This is a genomic window from Enterobacter sp. 186315, from assembly GCF_053290175.1.
Window position 1 is genome coordinate 294,337 of record NZ_JBPTTK010000002.1, and the last position, 21,267, is coordinate 315,603.

Genomic DNA, 21,267 nt, shown 5'->3' on the forward strand with positions numbered 1-21,267 from the left:
CTGATGAATAACTGACTACACTCTTTTGAGAAAAGTAGACAGAAAAACATCAGGCTAATTCATGATTTTAATCATTTACGCGCATCCTTATCCGCATCATTCACATGCGAATAAGCGGATGCTTGAACAGGCAAGGACGCTGGACGGAGTGGAGATTCGCTCCCTCTATCAACTCTATCCCGATTTCAATATTGATATTGCTGCCGAGCAGGAGGCCATCTCGCGCGCCGACCTGATCGTCTGGCAACATCCGATGCAGTGGTACAGCACGCCTCCGCTTCTCAAACTCTGGATCGACAAAGTCTTTTCCCACGGCTGGGCCTACGGTCACAACGGCAACGCCCTGAAGGGCAAGAGCCTGATGTGGGCCGTGACCACCGGCGGCGGTGAAAGCCACTTTGATATCGGCGCCTTCCCCGGATTTGACGTGCTTGCCCAGCCGCTTCAGGCGACCGCGATTTACTGCGGGCTGAACTGGCTTCCCCCTTTCGCGATGCACTGCACCTTTGTCTGCGACGACGAAACCTTACAGGCGCAGGCGCGCCACTATAAGCAACGCCTGCTGGCGTGGCAGGAGGCTCACAATGGATAGCCATACGCTAATACAGGCGCTGATCTACCTCGGCGCGGCGGCGCTGATCGTTCCCGTTGCGGTTCGCCTCGGGCTGGGATCGGTGCTTGGCTATCTGATTGCCGGGTGCGTGATCGGGCCGTGGGGCTTCCGCCTGGTGACCGACGCCGAGTCTATCCTCCACTTCGCGGAGATCGGCGTGGTGCTGATGCTGTTTGTTATTGGCCTGGAGCTGGATCCGCAGCGTTTATGGAAGTTGCGCGCCTCGGTCTTTGGCGGCGGCGCGCTGCAAATGGCGGCCTGCGGTCTGCTGCTGGGCGGGTTCTGTATCCTGCTGGGCATGGAGTGGAAGGTAGCGGAGCTGATCGGCATGACGCTGGCGCTCTCCTCAACCGCCATCGCCATGCAGGCGATGAATGAACGCAATCTGACGGTTTCCCAGATGGGGCGCAGCGCCTTCTCGGTGCTGCTGTTCCAGGATATCGCGGCGATCCCGCTGGTGGCGATGATCCCGCTGCTGGCGGCAAGCGGTGCCTCAACCACGCTGGGCGCGTTCGGCCTGTCGGCGCTGAAGGTGGCGGGCGCGCTGGCGCTGGTGATCCTGCTGGGACGTTACGTTACCCGTCCGCTGCTGCGCTTTGTTGCCCGCTCGGGGCTGCGCGAAGTGTTCAGCGCCGTGGCCCTGTTCCTGGTGTTTGGCTTCGGCCTGCTGCTGGAAGAGGCCGGGCTGTCGATGGCGATGGGGGCATTTCTGGCGGGCGTTCTGCTGGCAAGCTCCGAATACCGCCACGCCCTGGAAAGCGATATCGAGCCGTTTAAAGGCCTGCTGTTAGGGCTATTCTTCATCGGCGTGGGGATGTCTATCGACTTCGGCACGCTGGTGACGCACCCGCTGCGCATCATCATTCTGCTGGTGGGCTTCCTGGTTATCAAAATGGCGATGCTGTGGCTGATCGCGCGTCCGCTGAAGGTGCCGAACAAGCAGCGATTCTGGTTTGCGGCGCTGCTGGGGCAGGGAAGTGAGTTTGCCTTCGTGGTCTTCGGGGCCGCGCAGATGGCGAACGTGCTCGATCCGGAGTGGGCGAAAGCCCTGACTCTGGCGGTGGCGCTGTCGATGGCCGCGACGCCGATCCTGCTGGTTCTGCTGACGCGTCTGGAAAAATCCAGCAGCGGGCAAGAGCGTGAAGCGGATGAAATCGACGAAGAGCAGCCGAGGGTGATCATCGCCGGGTTTGGCCGTTTCGGGCAGATCGCCGGCCGTTTACTGCTCTCCAGCGGCGTGAAGATGGTCATTCTCGATCACGATCCTGACCACGTTGATACCCTGCGTAAATTCGACATGAAGGTCTTCTACGGCGATGCGACCCGCGTCGATCTGCTGGAGTCTGCCGGTGCGGCGAAAGCGGAAGTGTTGATTAACGCCATCGACGATCCGCAGGCGAGTATGCAGCTGGTGGAGCTGGCAAAAGAGCACTTCCCGCATCTGACGATCATCTCCCGCGCGCGCGATGTGGATCATTACATCCTGCTGCGCCAGGCCGGGGTGGTCGCGCCCGAGCGTGAAACCTTTGAAGGGGCGATTAAATCAGGTCGAATGGCGCTGGAAAGTCTGGGGCTGGGTGCGTATGAAGCTCGCGAGCGCGCTGACCTGTTCCGCCGCTTCAATACCGATATGGTGGAGGAGATGGTGGCGATGGCGGGCAGCTCGGATTCAGAATTTGCCGCCGTCTTTAAACGGACCAGTACCATGCTGACGGAAATCATTAATGAAGACCGTAACCACCTTTCGCTGGTGCAGCGTCATGGCTGGCAAGGCACGGAAGAGGGCAAGCATACCGGTGACCCGGCGGACGAGCCGGAGCGTAAACCCACCGCGTGAAGTGGGGTTGCCAGCAATATTAAAAAATTTCGCTTTCTTTACCCTGCCGCCAGTCGACGAAAGATTAAGCTTTCCGTATAGTGGCGGCAATTTTTTGCATCCGGGAATTTTTCAATGATCAGTCTGATTGCAGCGCTGGCGGTAGATCGCGTTATCGGTATGGAAAACGCCATGCCGTGGAACCTGCCTGCCGATCTCGCATGGTTTAAACGTACTACGTTAAACAAGCCGGTAGTGATGGGCCGCCTGACCTGGGAGTCGATTGGTCGTCCATTGCCGGGCCGTAAGAATATCGTAATCAGTAGCCAGCCGGGCACTGACGATCGCGTCGAGTGGGTAAAGTCGGTGGACGAGGCGATTGCCGCCTGCGGTGATGCCGAAGAGATTATGGTGATCGGTGGTGGCCGCGTGTACGAGCAGTTCCTGCCAAAAGCGCAGAAGCTGTATCTGACCCACATTGATGCAGAAGTGGAAGGAGATACCCATTTCCCGGATTACGATCCGGACGAGTGGGAATCCGTTTTCAGCGAATTCCACGACGCTGACGAGCAAAACTCGCACAGCTACTGCTTCGAAATTCTGGAACGTCGCTAAACGTTTTACCCCTCACCCTGGCTGCATTAAGTCCCCTCTCCCCTTTGGGGAGAGGGTTAGGGTGAGGGGAAATTATTCAGGAGGCGACCGCCTCATCTCCCCCTAAGTTAAGCTGTCGATTAGACGGCTGCACAAAGTAAGTCTTATCTTCCCAGCGCAGGCAGGTTAAATCCCCGCCCCAGCAGCATCCCGTATCCAGACCGTAAATGCCTTCCGGCGTGCCTTTGCCCTCCAGCGACGCCCAGTGTCCAAACACCACGCTGTATTCGCGGGTGACAGGCCCGGGGATCGCAAACCAGGGTTTCAGCGGGGCGGGCGCGTTTTCCGGCGTGTCTTTGCAGTACATATCCAGCTGCCCGTTCGGGAAGCAGTAGCGCATCCGCGTGAAGGCGTTCGTGATAAAACGCAGACGCGCCAGACCGCTGAGATCCTCACTCCAGTTGTTCGGCATATCGCCGTACATTGCGTCGAGGAAGAAGGGATAGGAGTCGCTTGCCAGCACCGCTTCTGCATCGCGCGCGCAGGTTTTTGCCGTGTCGAGATCCCACTGCGGGGTGATCCCGGCGTGGGCCATGACCAGCTTTTTCTCTTCGTCCACCTGGAGCAGCGGCTGGCGACGCAGCCAGTTGAGAAGATCGTCGGCGTCCGGCGCTTCCAGCAGAGGTGAGAGGCGATCTTTTGGCTTATTACGGCTGATCCCGGCGAACACCGCCAGCAGATGCAGATCGTGATTGCCCAGCACCATGCGCACGCTGTCGCCCAGCGATTTGACGAAGCGCAGCACGTCAAGCGAGCCAGGACCGCGCGCCACTAAATCGCCCGTTAGCCAGAGGGTATCCTGGCCTGGCGTGAAGTCGACCTGCTTTAACAATGCGATCAGTTCATCGTAGCAACCGTGAACGTCGCCAATCAGATATGTTGACATTGGATTAGTGAATGAGTGTGGTTACGGCAAGACGGAACACAGGAATAGCAATGCGGAAGGCATTGCCGTCGGCGTCGACCATTTCATAATGGCCTTGCATCGTTCCCATCGGCGTTTCGATAACCGCGCCGCTGGTGTATTGATACTCTTCGCCAGGGGCGATGTGCGGCTGTTCGCCGACAACACCTTCACCCTGAACTTCGATTTCGCGGCCATTGCCGTTAGTGATAAGCCAGTAGCGCCCGAGCAGCTGAACGGGCATCCGCCCCAGATTGCGAATGGTCACGGTGTAAGCAAAAACATAGCGCTCTTCGTCCGGTGTGGATTGAGACTCGATATAGACGCTTTGTACCTGAACACATACGCGGGGCGAATCAATCATGGCTTAGCTCTCCTTCGGCGGCGCATTGTCGCTAATGTAATTAGCCAGCTTGCAGTACTGCTCAACGGAAATGTTTTCTGCGCGCATTGCCGGGTCGATGCCCAGCTCTGCCAACACGTCAACGGTAAACGAGTTACTGAGGCTGTTGCGGATCGTTTTACGACGCTGGTTAAAGGCTTCTGTGGTGATGCGGCTCAGCACGCGCAGGTCTTTGACCGTGTGCGGCATCGTTTTATGCGGCACCAGACGCACAACCGCAGAGTCGACTTTCGGCGGTGGCGTGAACGCGGTCGGTGGCACTTCAAGGACCGGGATCACGTTGCAATAATATTGCGCCATCACGCTTAAACGACCATACGCTTTACTGTTCGGCCCTGCAACCAGACGGTTAACCACCTCTTTTTGCAGCATGAAGTGCATGTCGGCAATGGCATCAGTATAGCTAAACAGGTGGAACATCAGCGGCGTGGAGATGTTATACGGCAGGTTGCCGAACACGCGCAGCGGCTGGCCCATTTTCTCTGACAGTTCGCCAAAGTTCATGGTCATGGCATCCTGCTGATAAATAGTCAGCTTTGGCCCCAGGAACGGGTGCGTTTGCAGGCGCGCGGCCAGATCGCGGTCCAGTTCGATGACCGTCAGTTCGTCAAGACGCTCGCCGACCGGCTCGGTCAGCGCGGCAAGACCCGGGCCGATTTCGACCATCGCCTGGCCTTTCTGCGGATTAATGGCAGCAACGATACTGTCGATCACAAACCGATCGTTGAGGAAGTTTTGCCCGAAACGTTTACGGGCTAAGTGGCCCTGATGGACTCGATTAGTCATTGAGTATTAACAATCATTTTGATGGCGAGATTAAGCGCCGTAATAAAACTGCCGACATCCGCTTTCCCCTGGCCTGCCAGATCCAGCGCAGTACCGTGGTCAACGGACGTTCGAATAAAGGGTAAACCGAGCGTGATGTTCACGCCTCGGCCAAAGCCCTGGTATTTTAGCACGGGCAGACCCTGATCGTGGTACATCGCGAGCACGGCGTCGGCATTATCCAGGTATTTGGGCTGGAAAAGGGTATCCGCAGGCAGCGGCCCGCTGAGGTTCATCCCCTTTGCCCGCATGTCGTTGAGCACCGGAATGATGGTGTCGATCTCTTCCGTGCCCATATGCCCGCCTTCACCCGCGTGCGGATTCAGGCCGCAAACCAGAACGTGCGGCTGCTTAATGCCGAACTTCGTTTGCAGGTCATGATGCAAAATCTCGATGATGTCGCGAAGCAGCTCAGGCGTGATGGCATCGGGAATGGCCCTGATCGGCAGATGCGTGGTCACCAGCGCAACGCGCATCGCCTCGGTTGCCAGCATCATCACCACTTTAGGGCTGTGCGAACGCTCTTCAAAGAACTCGGTATGTCCGGTAAAGGGAATACCGGCTTCGTTGATCACGCCTTTGTGTACTGGCCCGGTGATCAGCGCGGCGAACTCGCCGTTCAGACAACCGTCACAGGCGCGGGCAAGGGTGTCGACAACATAGTGGCCGTTTTCGGTGCTGAGCTGTCCCGGCACAACGGGCGTACGAAGGGGAACAGAAAGAAGGGTGAGCGTACCGGCCTGCTGCGGCGCGGGCTGTTGGCCTTCAACGTAGGGGAGTAGCGTTAAAGGCAGACCGAGCAAATTTGCCCGGTCTGTTAACAGTGTTGCATCAGCGCAGACGACCAGCTCCACCGGCCAGCTGCGCTGGGCGAGCTGGACGACGAGGTCGGGACCAATCCCGGCGGGTTCGCCGGGAGTGATAACAACACGATGTTGTTTCATTAGTTGCTCAGTATTTTCACGTAAGCGCTGGCGCGTTGTTCCTGCATCCAGGTTGCCGCTTCTTCAGAGAATTTACGGTTAAACAGCATACGGTAGGCTCTGTCTTTCTGCGCCGCGTCGGTTTTATCCACGTTGCGGGTATCCATCAGCTGAATCAGGTGCCAGCCGAAGGAAGAGTGTACCGGCGCGCTCATCTGGCCTTTGTTCAGACGCATCAGCGCATCGCGGAAGGCAGGATCGTAGATGTCTGCCGCAGCCCAGCCCAAATCACCACCCTGGTTAGCAGAGCCTGGATCCTGGGAGAACTCTTTTGCCGCCTTGTCGAAGGTGGTTTTACCGCTCTTGATGTCAGCCGCAATCTGTTCCAGCTTCACGCGAGCCTGATCGTCGGTCATGATTGGCGACGGCTTCAGGAGAATGTGGCGCGCATGAACTTCCGTGACGGAGATGTTCTGGCTCTGGCCACGCAGATCGTTCACCTTCAGGATGTGGAAGCCCACGCCTGAACGGATAGGCCCGATGATGTCGCCTTTCTTCGCTGTGCTCAGCGCCTGAGCAAAGATAGACGGCAGCTCCTGGATACGACCCCAGCCCATCTGGCCGCCTTTCAGCGCCTGCTGGTCAGCAGAGTAGGTAATCGCCAGCTTGCCGAAGTCATCGCCGTTACGCGCCTGATCGACGATAGAACGCGCCTGGCTTTCCGCTTCCGCGGCCTGATCGGACGTTGGGTTTTCCGGCAGTGGGATCAGAATGTGGCTCAGGTTCAGCTCGGTGCTGGCATCGTTCTGACTGCCCACCTGCTTCGCCAGCGCATCCACTTCCTGCGGCAGGATGGTTACGCGACGACGCACTTCGTTGTTACGCACTTCCGAGATCAGCATCTCTTTGCGGATCTGGTTGCGGTAGGTCGGGTAGCTGATGCCGTCATAGGCCAGACGGCTGCGCATCTGATCCAGAGACATGTTGTTCTGCTTCGCAATGTTCGCGATGGCCTGATCGAGCTGCTCGTCGGAGATCTTCACGCCCATTTTTTGACCCATTTGCAGTACGATCTGATCCATGATCAGACGCTCCAGGATCTGGTGGCGCAGCGTGTTGTCATCAGGAAGCTGCTGACCTGCCTGGCCTGAATTGAGCTTCACGGATTTCATCAAACCGTCAACGTCACTTTCAAGCACTACGCCGTTGTTAACCACAGCGGCGACTTTATCGACAACCTGGGGGGCCGCGAAGCTGGTATTCGCAACCATAGCGACACCCAGAAGCAGCGTTTTCCAGTTCTTCATACTTTTTCCATTTCAATTAACCGCAGAGCGGATTACGTTGTAAATCAAGCACATTACAAGGAGCTACGGTACGGCAGAATGTTCGAGCGCAGCATCTGCTGCGTGCCCAGACCGTAGTTGGAACTCAGGCCGCGCAACTCGATATTAAAGCCAATCACGTTATCGTATTCGCTTTGATTATTTTTGGTATCCCAGCCGTTAAGCTTGCGTTCGTATCCGACGCGCAGCGCGTAACAGCAGGAGTTGTATTGCAGCCCTAACATCTGGTCTGCCGCTTTATTCGCATTGGTATCGAAGTAGTACGCTCCGACGATCGACCAGCGATCGGCGATCGGCCAGCTTGCGACTGCACCCACCTGCGAGATGCCATCTTTATACTGTGGTCTGGTCCAGGTCGTATCACTGCTGTTTTTCGGCAGCGTCGCCTGAATGTATTCCGGGCTGGCATAACGATAGTTCAGCTGAAGCAGTCGGTCTTCATCGCGACGGTATTCGATAGTCGCGCTACTGTTCGCAACGTTGTCCAGACGAGTGTCGTACTGCACGCCACCGCGCAGACCCCAGCGGTCCGTCATACGCCAGTAGGTATCACCGGCCCAGACGACGGAACCTGTCTTATCGTTATCTTCCCATTGGATATTTTGCTCATCCCCCGTGCGTGATTCGGTGAAATAGTAGATTTGACCAACAGAAACGTTAAAACGTTCAACGGCGGCGTCATCATAAACACGCGTGGTCACACCGGTGGTGAGCTGGTTCGCTGAGGCAATACGGTCAAGACCGCCGTATGTGCGGTCGCGGAACAGGCCGCTGTAGTCAGATTGCAGCAGCGAAGAGTCGTAGTTGTTAATATTGCTTTGATCGCGATACGGCACGTACAGGTACTGCATACGCGGTTCGAGCGTCTGGGTATAGCCGTCGGCCAGCAGGCCCATATCACGTTCGAAAATGAGCTTACCGTCCATTTTGAACTGTGGCAGCGTGCGGCTTACCGACTCTTCCAGGTCCGTTTTATTGCTCGGGTTCGCGTTATAGCTCTCAATGTTTTTCTGCTGATAGTGGGTGGCCATCAGCTTGGCTTCGGTATTCAGACTCGCCCAGTCGTTGGACCACGGCAGGTTGATGGTCGGCTCAATGTGAAGACGCGTGGCTTCCGGCATATCGGAATTGGTGTTCACGAAATGGACCGCCTGCGCGTAAACGCGGGTATCAAACGGACCTACGTCGTTCTGGTACCAGTTCACGTCGAGCTGCGGCTCGGCACCGTAGGTGCTGCTGGTCTGGTTGCTGAAGACCTGGAACTGCTTGGTCGACACCGTGGCGTTGAAGTTCTCAATGGCGTAGCCCGCGCTGAATTTCTGCGTCGCGTAGCCGTCGGTACTTGAACCGTATTTGGTATCGAAATCGTTGAAGTAGGTCGAGTCGCTGACTTTGGTGTAGTCAATGTTAAAGCGCCAGACCTGATCCATCACCCCGGCGTGACGCCAGTAGAACAGCCAGCGGTGACGGTCGTCGCCCGACGGGTTGTTGGTAGTATCGTCTTTATAGACGTTATCCGATGGCAGATAGTCGAACTCCATCAGCCCCGTACCTGCCTGCGTCAGGTAGCGGAATTCGTTTTCCCACATGATGTTGCCGCGCTTGTGGATATAGTGCGGCGTGATCGTGGCGTCCATGTTGGGCGCAATGTTCCAGTAATACGGCAGGTAGAACTCGAAATAGTTCGTGGTGCTGTATTTGGCATTGGGGATCAGGAAGCCGGAGCGGCGTTTGTCGCCAACCGGTAATTGCAGGTATGGGCTATAGAAAACGGGCACCGGGCCGAGTTTGAAACGCGCGTTCCAGATCTCCGCCACTTGCTCTTCGCGGTCGTGGATAACTTCGCTACCTACCACGCTCCAGGTGTTTGAACCCGGCAGACAGGAGGTGAAAGAGCCGTTTTCCAGAATGGTATAGCGGTTTTCGCCGCGCTGCTTCATCAGGTCTGCATCACCGCGCCCCTGACGGCCGACCATCTGGTAATCACCTTCCCAGACGTTCGTATCTTTGGTGTTCAGGTTTGACCAGGCTTTCGGACCTTTCAGGATGACCTGATTGTCGTCGTAGTGCACATTACCCAGTGCATCCACCGTTCGTACCGGCTCGGCCGCGCCTTCGGGCTGCTTCTGGTGCAATTGCACTTCGTCGGCCTGCAAACGGCTGTTGCCCTGGTTAATATCCACATTGCCGGTAAAGGTGGCATTTTCTGGATAAGTCCCTTTTGAACTGTCGGCGGTAATGGTTACCGGCAAGCTATTTGTATCACCCTTTACCAGCGGGCGATTGTAGCTTGGGACGCCAAGCATACACTGCGAGGCGAGATCGGCTGCCAGCCCCTGATGGCTATACAGGGCGGTGCCAATCATTGTGGCCAGGAGGGTGGGGATACGTTTTTTCATACGTTGTATTTATTGTTCCGTCATCAGTGGCTACGGCTTACAAACGCTCAGAGACTAACTTACTCATCAGCGCAGTACCAGCGTTAATCCTGCCCGTTTGCGTGCCAGAGTGTTAGGCTCGCTATCGAATGACGAGTATGATAATGCAAATTATAGGCGATGTCCCTCAATTGACCGTGGCTCGACCACTGTAATGATGGCGTTACGTCGAACCAGGAACATGACCATTCGGGGAGTATATGCAGTATTGGGGTAAAATAATCGGCGTGGCGTTCGCCATTATGATGGGCGCAGGGTTCTGGGGGATTGTTCTCGGCCTCATTATTGGTCACATGTTTGATAAGGCGCGCAGCCGTAAAATGGCCTGGTTTGCCAACCAGCGCGAGCGCCAGTCACTCTTTTTCTCCACCACGTTTGAGGTGATGGGGCACTTAACCAAGTCAAAAGGGCGTGTGACAGAAGCGGATATCCAGGTCGCCAGCGTATTCATGGACAGAATGAATCTGCACGGTGAATCGCGACTGGCGGCGCAAAATGCGTTTCGTATCGGTAAAGCCGATAACTATCCGCTGCGCGGAAAAATGCGCCAGTTCCGCAGCATTTGCTTCGGACGTTTTGATTTAATTCGGATGTTTCTGGAAATCCAGATCCAGGCAGCGTTCGCCGACGGCTCGCTGCACCCCAACGAGCGCGACGTGCTGTACGTGATTGCCGAAGAGCTAGGCATCTCCCGAATGCAGTTCGACCAGTTCCTGCGCATGATGCAGGGCGGCGCGCAGTTTGGCGGCGGCTATCAGCAACAGCACTCCTCCGGCGGTGGCTGGCAGCAGGCGCAGCGCGGCCCGACTCTGGAAGATGCCTGTAACGTTCTTGGCGTGAAGCCGACGGACGACGCCACGACCATCAAGCGTGCCTACCGTAAGCAGATGAGCGAACATCACCCGGACAAGCTGGTGGCGAAAGGGTTACCGCCAGAGATGATGGAGATGGCGAAGCAGAAAGCCCAGGAAATTCAGAAAGCCTACGAGCTGATAAAAGAGCAGAAAGGTTTTAAATAAGAAAAGGCCCGACATGTCGGGCCTTTTTTTTCAGAAATCCACCGGCGCTTTGAACGTCATGGCATTGCCAAAAACCGGATGGGTAATGGTGAGCGTCTGGGCATGAAGTTGCAGACGCGGCGCTAACGCCAGCGCCTCTGGCGGGGCGTAGAACCTGTCCCCCAGAATCGGGTGGCCCAGGGCGAGCATATGCACGCGCAGCTGGTGCGAGCGCCCGGTGATCGGCTTAAGCAAGACGCGCGCGGTGTTATCCGGCGCATACTCCAGCACCTCATACTCGGTCTGCGCGGATTTGCCGGTTTCATAGCACACCTTCTGCTTAGGCCGGTTCGGCCAGTCGCAAATCAGCGGTAAATCCACCAGCCCTTCCTCCTGCGCCGGGTGCCCCCAGACGCGAGCCACGTACTGCTTTTTCGGCTCGCGCTCGCGGAACTGCCGCTTTAGCTCGCGCTCCGCCTCTTTGTTCAGCGCCACCACAATCACGCCGCTGGTGGCCATGTCCAGACGATGCACCGACTCGGCCTGCGGAAAATCACGCTGAATGCGCGTCATCACGCTGTCTTTGTGCTCGTCCAGACGCCCCGGCACGGACAACAAACCGCTGGGCTTATTGACCACCATAATGTGCTCATCCTGATACAGAATGACCAGCCAGGGATCCGTCGGTGGATTGTAGGGCTCCATTACCATCTTGCGCTCCGCTTACTGATGGGTCACAACGATAAGACGCAGCGCATCCAGACGCCAGCCGGCCTGATCCAGGCTCTCCAGCACCTGCTGGCGGTTGCTTTCAATCGCCGCAAGTTCATCGTCACGAATGTTCGGGTTCACCGCCTTCAGCGCTTCCAGACGGGAGAGCTCGGCAGAGAGTTTCTCGTCCGCTTCGCTGCGCGCCGCGTCAATCAGCGCGCGCGCCGCTTTCTCAATCTGGCCTTCGCCCAGTTGCAGAATGGCGTGAACGTCCTGCTGCACGGCGTTGACCAGCTTGCTTCCCGTGTGGCGGTTCACCGCGCTCAGCTGACGGTTAAAGCTTTCAAACTCAACCTGGGCGGCAAGGTTCGTGCCGTTTTTATCCAGCAGCAGACGCACGGGCGTTGGCGGCAGGAAGCGGGTCAGCTGAAGCTGTTTCGGTGCCTGGGCTTCCACCACGTAGATCAGCTCAACCAGCAGCGTACCCACCGGCAGCGCCTTGTTTTTCAACAGGGAGATGGTGCTGCTGCCGGTATCGCCGGAGAGGATCAGATCCAGACCGTTGCGGATCAGCGGGTGTTCCCAGGTGATGAACTGCGCATCTTCGCGGGAGAGCGCCACATCACGCTCAAAGGTGATGGTGCAGCCGTCTTCCGGCAGGCCAGGGAAGTCCGGCACCAGCATGTGGTCGGACGGGGTCAGGACGATCATGTTCTCACCGCGATCGTCCTGGTTGATCCCGACGATATCGAACAGGTTCATGGAGAAGCTGATCAGGCTGGTATCGTCGTCCTGCTCTTCAATGCTTTCAGCCAGCGCCTGCGCTTTTTCGCCGCCGTTGGAGTGGATCTCCAGCAGACGGTCGCGGCCCTGCTCCAGCTGTGCCTTCAGCGCGTCGTGCTGCTCGCGGCAGGTTTTGATCAGATCGTCAAACCCGTCGGTCTCTTCCGGGGACGCCAGATAGTTAATCAGCTCGCCGTGAACCCGATCGTAAATGGTGCGACCGGTCGGGCAGGTATGTTCAAACGCGTCCAGACCTTCGTGATACCAGCGAACCAGCACGGACTGGGCGGTTTTTTCCAGGAACGGAACGTGGATCTGAATATCGTGCGCCTGGCCGATACGATCCAGACGACCGATACGCTGCTCGAGCAGATCCGGGTTAAACGGCAGATCGAACATCACCAGGTTGCTGGCAAACTGGAAGTTACGGCCTTCAGAACCGATTTCGGAACACAGCAGAACCTGCGCGCCGCTGTCCTCTTCCCCGAACCAGGCCGCCGCGCGGTCACGCTCAACGATGGACATGCCTTCGTGGAACACCGCCGCGCGAATACCTTCACGCTCGCGCAGCACCTGTTCCAGCTGGAGCGCGGTGGCCGCTTTGGCGCAGATCACCAGCACTTTCTGGGAGCGGTGTGCGGTCAGGTAGCCCATCAGCCACTCAACGCGCGGATCGAAGTTCCACCATGTGCCGGTATCGCCTTCGAATTCCTGATAAATCTGCTCCGGGTAGAGCATGTCGCGCGCGCGCTCTTCCGCCGTTTTACGCGCACCCATAATGCCGGAGACTTTAATCGCCGTTTGATACTGGGTCGGCAGCGGCAGCTTGATGGTGTGCAGTTCGCGTTTCGGGAAGCCTTTCACGCCGTTACGGGTGTTGCGGAACAGCACGCGGCTGGTGCCGTGGCGATCCATCAGCATGTCGATCAGCTCCTGACGCGCGGAGCCTGCGTTATCGCTGTCGCTGTTAGCGGCCTGAAGCAGCGGCTCGATATCCTGCTCGCCAATCAGCTCGCTCAGGGTATTGAGCTCGTCGTTAGACAGGTGTTTGCCCGCCAGCAGTAGCGCCACGGCGTCCGCTACCGGACGGTAATTTTTTTGCTCTTCCACGAACTGTTCAAAGTCGTGGAAACGGTTTGGATCCAGCAGGCGCAGACGCGCAAAGTGGCTCTCCAGACCGAGCTGTTCCGGCGTTGCGGTCAGCAGCAGGACGCCCGGCACGTGTTCGGCAAGCTGTTCGATCGCCATGTATTCACGGCTTGGGGCGTCAAGGCTCCACACCAGATGGTGCGCTTCATCGACGACCATCAGATCCCACTCGGCTTCGCACAGGTGCTCAAGACGCTGCTTGCTGCGGCGCACGAAGTCCAGCGAGCAGATCACCAGCTGTTCGGTTTCGAACGGGTTATCGGCGTCGTGCTGGGCTTCGGCGTAGCGCTCGTCATCAAACAGGGAGAAGCGCAGGTTGAAGCGGCGCAGCATTTCGACCAGCCACTGGTGTTGCAGCGTTTCAGGCACGACGATCAGCACGCGCTCGGCAGCGCCGGAGAGCAGCTGTTGATGCAGGATCATGCCCGCTTCGATGGTTTTACCCAGGCCCACTTCGTCTGCCAGCAGCACGCGAGGCGCGTGGCGACGGCCCACGTCATGGGCGATATTCAGCTGGTGCGGGATAAGGCTGGTACGCTGACCGCGCAGGCCGCTCCACGGCATACGGTACTGTTCACTCTGGAACTTACGCGCGCGATAGCGCAGTGAAAAGCGGTCCATGCGGTCGATTTGCCCGGCGAACAGGCGGTCCTGCGGCTTGCTGAAGACCAGTTTGCTGTCGAGCAACACTTCACGCAGGATGACGTTGGTTTCTTCCGTATCCAGACGGGTACCAATGTAGGCGAGCAGTCCATTCTCTTCTTTTACGTCTTCAACCTTCAGCTGCCAGCCGTCGTGGCTGGTAACGGTGTCGCCCGGGTTAAACATGACGCGGGTAACAGGGGAGTCATTGCGAGCGTACAGGCGGTTTTCACCGGTAGCAGGGAACAGAAGAGTCACCATGCGCGGATCCAGCGCTACAACAGTTCCTAATCCAAGTTCGCTTTCTGTATCGCTGATCCAGCGTTGACCAAGTGTAAAAGGCATATATGTTCGGCTCTAATCTTTAATTGCAGGCAATAGTTCGACCGCCGTCAGAAATGACGGCCATCGAAAAATGGGTCCGGGAATGGAAAGGGCGCTATGGTACTGGATGGCAACGGTTTCGTCACGCGTCAAAATAGCCCCAGTTGCCCTGTCACTAGTGTAGCAAAGTCGTCGTCAATGAAAGGCAAAATTCCATCCGCGACGGGCTGAAGCTGACGCGTCAGATAATGGTCATAGTCAAGGGGCGATTGCCGATAATCCAGCGGTTCCGGGCCGTTAGTGGTCCAGAGATATTTAATGGTGCCCCGATTTTGATACTGCGGCGCGCGGCCTCGTCGCACGTTCTCTTCGTCCGCCAGACGCGCTGCCCGCACGTGGGGCGGGACGTTGCGCTGATACTCCGCCAGCGGGCGGCGCAGGCGCTTGCGGTAGACTAATTGATCGTCCAGCTCGCCCGCCATCAGCTGCGCGATAGTTTCGCGCACGTAGTCCTGATAGGGCTCATTGCGAAACACCCGCAGATAGAGCGTTTGCTGGAACTGCTGCGCCAGCGGAGTCCAGTCGGTGCGCACCGTTTCCAGGCCCTTGAACACCATGCGCTGGGCGTCGCCTTCCTGAATCAACCCTGCATAGCGCTTCTTGCTGCCCTGATCCGTTCCGCGAATGGTGGGCATCAAAAAGCGGGCAAAATGGGTTTCAAACTCCAGCTCCAGGGCGCTGGTTAAGCGCTCATTTTGCAAATGGGTTTGCCACCAGTCGTTAACAAACACAACCAGCTCTCTGCCAATGCGGGCGGCGTCCTCTTCGCTGTGCGCCTCTTTGAGCCACACGAAGGTAGAGTCGGTATCGCCATAAATGACGTCATAGCCCCGGGACTCAATCAGCGCTTTGGTCTGGCGCATGATCTCATGTCCGCGCATGGTAATAGATGACGCCAGACGCGGGTCGAAGAAGCGGCAGGCGCTGGTGCCGAGCACGCCGTAAAAGGCGTTCATGATGATTTTCAGCGCCTGAGAGAGCGGCTTATTGCCCTGACGCTTGGCCTCGTCGCGCCCGTGCCAGATCTGCCCGACGATGTCAGGCAGGCAGTGCTTTTCACGCGAGAAACGCGCCCCGAGAAACCCTTCGGTGCTGTGGGCATCGTCCGGCTGCGCCATGCCTTCCACCAGGCCCACCGGGTCGATCAGGAAGGTGCGGATAATCGACGGGTAGAGGCTTTTGTAGTCCAGCACCAGCACGGAATCGTACAGACCGGGGCGAGAATCCATCACGTACCCGCCGGGGCTGGCCTGCGGCGGGACTTCGCCGAGGTTTGGCGCCACGTATCCCGCCCGGTGCATACGCGGAAAATAAAGATGGCTAAATGCCGCCACCGAACCGCCGTGACGGTCAACCGCCAGGCCGTTTACCGTGGCGCGCTCCAGCAGAAACGGCATGATGTCGGTTTTGTGGAAAATCTGCGTCACCAGCTCGCAATCTTTCAGGTTATAGGTCGCCAGCGCCGGTTTGTCTTCGTTAAAGCGGCGGTCAATTTCGTCCATCCTGTCCCACGGATTGTCGATGGATTTGCCCTCGCCGAGCAGCTCTCGCGAGACCGCCTCCAGCGAGAAGGACGAAAAGTTCCAGAACGCCGATTTCAGCGCCTCGATGCCGTCGATAATCAACCGCCCGTTGGCCTGCGCGAAGAAGACGCCATTTTTAAAACCGTGCTCGCGCCATTCGAGTTCAGCGTTACCGCGCCCGAGCACCAGCGGAATGCGGTAGCGTTCGGCATGTTTTTGCAGCACGCGCAGGTCAAACTGCACCACGTTCCAGCCGATCAGCACATCGGGATCGTGTTCAGCAAACCACTGATTGAGCTTTTCCAGCAGCTGCGGGCGGCTGTTAACGTACTCCAGATGAAAATCGAGCGTTGACGCATCGCCGTTTGGCGGCCCGAGCATATAGACTACCCGCTGCCCGCAGCCTTCAAGGCCGATGCAGTAAAGCTCCCCGTGGCGGGTGGTTTCGATATCCAGCGATACCCATTTGAGCGGCGGACGGTAGTGGGGATTGGGTTTCAGTCGCGCGTTCACCAGCCTGTCGCCCTGCGCGGTGCCATCAACCCAGACCGGCGCGGTGATAAAACGCTCCATCAGAAAACGTTCGGGCGGGCGAACGTCGGCTTCGTATAAGGTCACGCCCGCTTCGCGCAGCAGTTTTTCATAGCGCATCAGCTGGCGGTGAGCGCGGCAGTACAGGCCGTAAACCGGCTGGCGGTGGAAGTCTTTCAGCTCAAGGGGCGTAATGCGCCAGCCGTTCTCGCCGCGCAGCAGCTGTTTTACCTTCTCGACGTGCGTTTCCGGGATAAAGGCCACGGACTCCTGCGGCGGCAGCGTGACGTTCAGCGGGCCGTTGTCGGTCGCCAGCCAGAACTCAACTTCTGTCCCCTGAGGAGTGTCCCGCCAGTGCCGGGTCAGTAAAAAGCCTTCTTGCGCCTGCGTCACGCTGTGTACCTGTCATAAAAAACCAGGCGTAATTATAGCCTGGTAAAGGGGATTTTGCTGGGTTTTTATACAGGTGTGTTTTTTTGCCGGATGACGCTGCGCTTATCCGGCCTACAGGTTTCGCAGGCCTCATAAGCGTAGCGCCACCGGGCGATATCTTACTGCCCGTAATACGCCTTCGCCCCGTGCTTGCGCAGATAATGCTTATCCAGCAGGGTTTGCTGCATATCCGGCAGCTGTGGCGCGAGCTGGCGGCAGAAGATCCCCATATAGGCGACCTCCTCAAGCACGATGGCGTTATGCACCGCGTCTTCCGCGTTTTTGCCCCAGGCAAACGGGCCGTGGGAGTGAACCAATACGCCCGGCATTTGCGCCGCGTCGATCCCCTGTTTTTCGAAGGTTTCGACAATCACGTTTCCGGTTTCCCATTCGTACTCGCCGTTAATCTCCGCATCGGTCATCAGGCGCGTGCAGGGGATGGTGCCGTAAAAGTAGTCCGCATGGGTGGTGCCGGTCGCCGGGATAGACTGGCCCGCCTGCGCCCAGATGGTGGCGTGGCGCGAATGGGTGTGGACGATGCCGCCGATGGACGGGAATGACCGGTAGAGCAGGCGATGGGTCGGCGTATCGGAGGAGGGCTTTTTGGTGCCTTCCACCACGTCGCCGGTTTCGATGCTCACCACCACCATATCTTCGGCGGTCATCACCGTGTAATCCACTCCGGAAGGCTTAATCACGAACACGCCTTTTTCGCGGTCAACGGCGCTGACGTTGCCCCAGGTGAGGGTCACAAGATTGTGTTTCGGCAGCGCCAGGTTCGCTTCAAGTACCTGACGTTTGAGATCTTCTAACATTGTTCTCTCCATGCCGGATGGCACCTTGCTTAGCAGGCCTACAGACCCGTAGGCCCGGTAAACGCAGCGCCACCGGGCATTCCGTGCTTTAGCGTTTTGAACCGTAATAGACTTCGTTCCAGCGCAGCGCGTCTTTGAAGGCTGGCAGGCGGGTGTCGTTATCGATGACGGTCAGCTCAATGTCGTGCAGCTCGGCGAACTGACGCATGTCGTTCAGATCCAGCGCGTGGCTGAAGACGGTGTGGTGCGCGCCGCCGGCCACGATCCAGGCTTCGGAGGCGGTTGGCAGATCCGGCTGGGCTTTCCACAGGGCGTTGGCCACCGGGAGATTTGGCAGGTCGTGCGGGGTTTCTACCGCATCCACGCAGTTCACCAGCAGGCGGAAACGATCGCCCAGGTCGATCAGGCTGGCGTTAATCGCCGGACCGGTGCGGGTGTTGAAGATCAGACGCGCCGGATCCGCTTTGCCGCCAATGCCGAGGTGCTGCACGTCGAGGATCGGTTTCTCTTCCACCGCAATAGAAGGACACACTTCCAGCATGTGCGAGCCGAGCACCAGATCGTTGCCATTCTCGAAGTGGTAGGTGTAGTCCTCCATAAAGGAGGTGCCGCCCTGTAGACCGGTCGACATCACCTTCATGATGCGAAGCAGAGCGGCAGTTTTCCAGTCGCCTTCGCCCGCAAAGCCGTAGCCTTGCTGCATCAGACGTTGTACTGCCAGGCCAGGCAGCTGCTTCAGGCCGTGCAGATCTTCAAAGGTGGTGGTGAAGGCGTGGAAGCCGCCCTGTTCCAGGAAGCGTTTCATGCCAAGCTCGATGCGCGCGGCATCCAGCACGTTCTGGCGCTTATCGCCGTGGATCTGCGCCGCTGCGGTCAGGCGGTAGCTGCTTTCGTATTCATCTACCAGCGCGCTCACGTCGCCGTCGCTAATCTCGTTGACCACCTGAACCAGATCGCCCACCGCCCAGGTATTTACCGAGAAGCCGAACTTGATCTGCGCGGCGACTTTATCGCCGTCGGTCACCGCCACTTCGCGCATGTTGTCGCCAAAACGCACCACTTTCAGATGACGGGTATCCTGTTTAGAGACCGCCTGGCGCATCCAGGAGCCGATACGGCCCTGCGCGTGTCGATCCTGCCAGTGGCCGGTCACCACCGCATGCTGCTGACGCATACGCGCGCCGATGAAGCCGAACTCGCGGCCGCCGTGCGCGGTCTGGTTCAGGTTCATAAAGTCCATATCGATGCTGTCCCACGGCAGGGAGGCGTTGAACTGGGTGTGGAACTGGAGCAGCGGCTTGTTGAGGATCGACAGGCCGTTGATCCACATTTTGGCTGGCGAGAAGGTATGCAGCCACACCACCAGCCCGGCGCATTTGTCGTCGTAGTTCGCGTCGCGGCAGATATGGGTGATCTCATCCGGCGTCGTGCCGAGCGGTTTCAGCACCAGCTTGCACGGCAGTTTGGCTTCTGCATTCAGCGCATTAACAACGTGTTCAGCATGTTTCGTCACCTGTTGCAGGGCTTCCGGCCCGTACAGATGCTGGCTGCCAATGACAAACCACACTTCATAATTATTAAAAATGGTCATTATCGTGTCCTTAATGTGTCAGGGTTGCCGTGGTGTCCGCGGTGTGTTTAGCCGGGGCTGCGACAGGGAGATAGTGAAGTTCGGCGCTTTTCGCCCATTGCTGGTAGCGCTGATAGAGATGTTCAAAGCGTTGCGCCTGCTGGGCGCGAGGCTGAAGGGTGCTTTCGACGGCGCTCGCCATATGCTGCTGTGCGGTCGGGATATCCGCGTGAACGCCTGCGGCGACGGCGGCGAAAATGGCCGCGCCCAGGGCACAGCACTGATCGGAGGCCACAATCTGAAGCGGACGGTTCAGCACGTCACAGCAGGCCTGCATGATCACCGGATTTTTACGGGCGATACCGCCCAGCGCCATCACGTTGTTAACGTCGATGCCCTGTTCGGTGAAGCACTCCATAATGGCGCGCGCACCAAAGGCGGTGGCGGCAATCAGGCCGCCGAACAGCGCGGGCGCGTCGGTCGCCAGGTTGAGGTCGGTGATTACCCCTTTCAGGCGCTGGTTGGCGAACGGCGTGCGGCGACCGTTAAACCAGTCGAGCACCACCGGCAGGTGATCGAGAGACGGATTTTTTGCCCAGGCCTCGGTAAGCTGCGGCAGCAGCTGCTTTTTGCTCTCAGCAACCTGCGTTTTCAGTTCAGGATGCGCCGCCGCCAGCTGGTCCAGCGGCCAGCCGAGCACGCGACCAAACCAGGCATAGATATCGCCGAATGCCGATTGCCCGGCCTCCAGCCCGATAAACTCCGGCACCACGCTGCCGTCAACCTGGCCGCAGATACCTTTCACCGCGCGGTCGCCCACGCTGGCTTTATCCGCCGTCAGGATGTCGCAGGTCGAGGTGCCGATGACTTTCACCAGCGTGTTGGGCTGCGCCCCGGCGCCCACCGCGCCCATATGGCAGTCAAACGCGCCGCCGGAGATCGCCACGTTGTGCGGCAGGCCGAGGCGTTTCGCCCACTCGTCGCAGAGCGTACCCACCGGAATATCGGCGGTGAAGGTGTCGGTAAACAGCGGGTATTTCAGGCTCTTATTGATGATGGGATCGAGTTCGTCAAAGAACGCGGCCGGAGGCAGGCCGCCCCAGCTTTCATGCCACAGGGATTTATGCCCGGCGCTACAGCGTCCACGGCGGATATCTTGAGGACGGGTGGTGCCGGAGAGCAGGGCGGGCACCCAGTCGCACAGCTCAATCCACGAAGCGGCCGCCTGCGCCACGGCACGATCGGCACGGGTGACGTGCAAAATTTTCGCCCAGAACCATTCGCTGGAATAAATGCCGCCGATGTAGCGCGAGTAGTCGGTTTTGCCGGACTCATGGCACAAGCGGGTGATGGCCTCGGCCTCTTCCACGGCGGTATGGTCTTTCCACAGTACGAACATGGCGTTCGGGTTGTCGGCAAACTCAGGACGCAGCGCCAGCACGCGGCCTTCGGCATCCACCGGGGCAGGGGTTGAACCGGTGCTGTCCACGCCAATACCCACCACCTGCGCGCGCTGGGCGTCGCTCAGATCGGCAAGCACGGTTTTGATCGCCGCTTCCATGGATTCGATGTAGTCACGCGGATGGTGACGGAACTGGTTGTTTGGCGCATCGCAGTAGCGCCCCTCCTGCCAGCGCGGATAGTACTCCACGCTGGTCGCTATCTCCTGGCCGGTCGTACAGTCCACTGCCAGCGCGCGAACCGAGTCGCTGCCAAAATCGAGGCCAATCGCAATTGCCATGGTATTGCTCCATCAAAAAAACAGGTATGGAAGAACATTAGAGAGTGAGGGAAAAAATCGTCAGGC

Annotated in this window: 16 protein-coding genes; 4 read left to right on the forward strand and 12 right to left on the reverse strand. The window is 58.2% G+C overall.

Translation table 11 applies throughout. The annotated features are described in order from the left end of the window. Nucleotides 1–61 precede the first annotated feature (61 nt). The 3 genes from kefF (at nt 62) to folA (ending at nt 3,044) form a co-directional block, all read left to right on the forward strand. The gene (kefF, locus tag ACSVHP_RS03785) at nt 62–592 is read left to right on the forward strand and encodes a glutathione-regulated potassium-efflux system oxidoreductase KefF (protein ID WP_417314152.1); all 531 of its coding nucleotides are present in this window, start codon (nt 62–64) and stop codon (nt 590–592) included. Continuing rightward, the gene (kefC, locus tag ACSVHP_RS03790; RefSeq protein WP_447551034.1) at nt 585–2,450 is read left to right on the forward strand and encodes a glutathione-regulated potassium-efflux system protein KefC; all 1,866 of its coding nucleotides are present in this window, start codon (nt 585–587) and stop codon (nt 2,448–2,450) included. Before kefF ends, kefC begins: the two co-directional genes overlap by 8 nt. A gap of 114 nt (nt 2,451–2,564) precedes the next feature. Beyond that, nucleotides 2,565–3,044 (forward strand): type 3 dihydrofolate reductase, encoded by a 480-nt coding sequence (gene folA / locus ACSVHP_RS03795; RefSeq protein ID WP_234673884.1) that lies wholly within the window; start codon nt 2,565–2,567, stop codon nt 3,042–3,044. A gap of 76 nt (nt 3,045–3,120) precedes the next feature. On the opposite strand, the gene apaH is transcribed toward folA, so the two are convergent. From apaH to lptD, 6 genes are read right to left on the reverse strand one after another with little or no spacing between them, the layout of a single operon-like run. Then, nucleotides 3,121–3,969: a bis(5'-nucleosyl)-tetraphosphatase (symmetrical) ApaH gene (gene apaH, locus ACSVHP_RS03800; protein ID WP_417314148.1), complete on the reverse strand. Its 849-nt coding sequence runs from the start codon at nt 3,967–3,969 to the stop codon at nt 3,121–3,123. A gap of 4 nt (nt 3,970–3,973) precedes the next feature. After that, complete coding sequence (gene apaG, locus ACSVHP_RS03805; protein WP_234673886.1) at nt 3,974–4,351, reverse strand: Co2+/Mg2+ efflux protein ApaG; 378 nt, start codon at nt 4,349–4,351, stop codon at nt 3,974–3,976. Between the two features lie 3 nt (nt 4,352–4,354). Next, nucleotides 4,355–5,176: a 16S rRNA (adenine(1518)-N(6)/adenine(1519)-N(6))-dimethyltransferase RsmA gene (gene rsmA / locus ACSVHP_RS03810; RefSeq protein WP_234673887.1), complete on the reverse strand. Its 822-nt coding sequence runs from the start codon at nt 5,174–5,176 to the stop codon at nt 4,355–4,357. Continuing rightward, nucleotides 5,173–6,159 carry a 4-hydroxythreonine-4-phosphate dehydrogenase PdxA gene (gene pdxA, locus ACSVHP_RS03815; RefSeq protein ID WP_447551035.1) on the reverse strand — a complete coding sequence of 329 codons (987 nt, stop codon included), beginning with the start codon at nt 6,157–6,159 and terminating at the stop codon, nt 5,173–5,175. The genes rsmA and pdxA overlap by 4 nt, the downstream gene beginning before the upstream one ends. Then, nucleotides 6,159–7,445: a peptidylprolyl isomerase SurA gene (gene surA, locus ACSVHP_RS03820; RefSeq protein WP_234673889.1), complete on the reverse strand. Its 1,287-nt coding sequence runs from the start codon at nt 7,443–7,445 to the stop codon at nt 6,159–6,161. Before surA ends, pdxA begins: the two co-directional genes overlap by 1 nt. A 53-nt stretch (nt 7,446–7,498) precedes the next feature. Beyond that, nucleotides 7,499–9,883 carry an LPS assembly protein LptD gene (lptD, locus tag ACSVHP_RS03825; protein WP_447551036.1) on the reverse strand — a complete coding sequence of 795 codons (2,385 nt, stop codon included), beginning with the start codon at nt 9,881–9,883 and terminating at the stop codon, nt 7,499–7,501. A gap of 239 nt (nt 9,884–10,122) precedes the next feature. On the opposite strand from lptD, the gene djlA reads away from it, so the two are divergent. Beyond that, nucleotides 10,123–10,941: a co-chaperone DjlA gene (djlA, locus tag ACSVHP_RS03830; protein ID WP_447551037.1), complete on the forward strand. Its 819-nt coding sequence runs from the start codon at nt 10,123–10,125 to the stop codon at nt 10,939–10,941. 30 nt (nt 10,942–10,971) lie between these two features. On the opposite strand, the gene rluA is transcribed toward djlA, so the two are convergent. From rluA to araB, 6 genes are all read right to left on the reverse strand, one after another. Next, entirely contained in the window at nt 10,972–11,631 is a 660-nt protein-coding gene (rluA, locus tag ACSVHP_RS03835) for a bifunctional tRNA pseudouridine(32) synthase/23S rRNA pseudouridine(746) synthase RluA (protein WP_417314144.1), read from the reverse strand. A gap of 12 nt (nt 11,632–11,643) precedes the next feature. Continuing rightward, nucleotides 11,644–14,550, reverse strand: coding sequence for an RNA polymerase-associated protein RapA (gene rapA, locus ACSVHP_RS03840; RefSeq protein WP_234673893.1), 2,907 nt, complete (start codon nt 14,548–14,550; stop codon nt 11,644–11,646). Nucleotides 14,551–14,678: 128 nt separating this feature from the next. Further along, the gene (polB, locus tag ACSVHP_RS03845; RefSeq protein ID WP_447551038.1) at nt 14,679–17,036 is read right to left on the reverse strand and encodes a DNA polymerase II; all 2,358 of its coding nucleotides are present in this window, start codon (nt 17,034–17,036) and stop codon (nt 14,679–14,681) included. 158 nt (nt 17,037–17,194) lie between these two features. Then, nucleotides 17,195–17,890 carry an L-ribulose-5-phosphate 4-epimerase gene (gene araD / locus ACSVHP_RS03850; RefSeq protein ID WP_447551039.1) on the reverse strand — a complete coding sequence of 232 codons (696 nt, stop codon included), beginning with the start codon at nt 17,888–17,890 and terminating at the stop codon, nt 17,195–17,197. A gap of 88 nt (nt 17,891–17,978) precedes the next feature. Continuing rightward, entirely contained in the window at nt 17,979–19,481 is a 1,503-nt protein-coding gene (araA, locus tag ACSVHP_RS03855) for an L-arabinose isomerase (protein ID WP_417314141.1), read from the reverse strand. A 10-nt stretch (nt 19,482–19,491) separates the two neighbouring features. Then, the gene (gene araB, locus ACSVHP_RS03860) at nt 19,492–21,201 is read right to left on the reverse strand and encodes a ribulokinase (protein ID WP_447551040.1); all 1,710 of its coding nucleotides are present in this window, start codon (nt 21,199–21,201) and stop codon (nt 19,492–19,494) included. Nucleotides 21,202–21,267 lie beyond the last annotated feature (66 nt).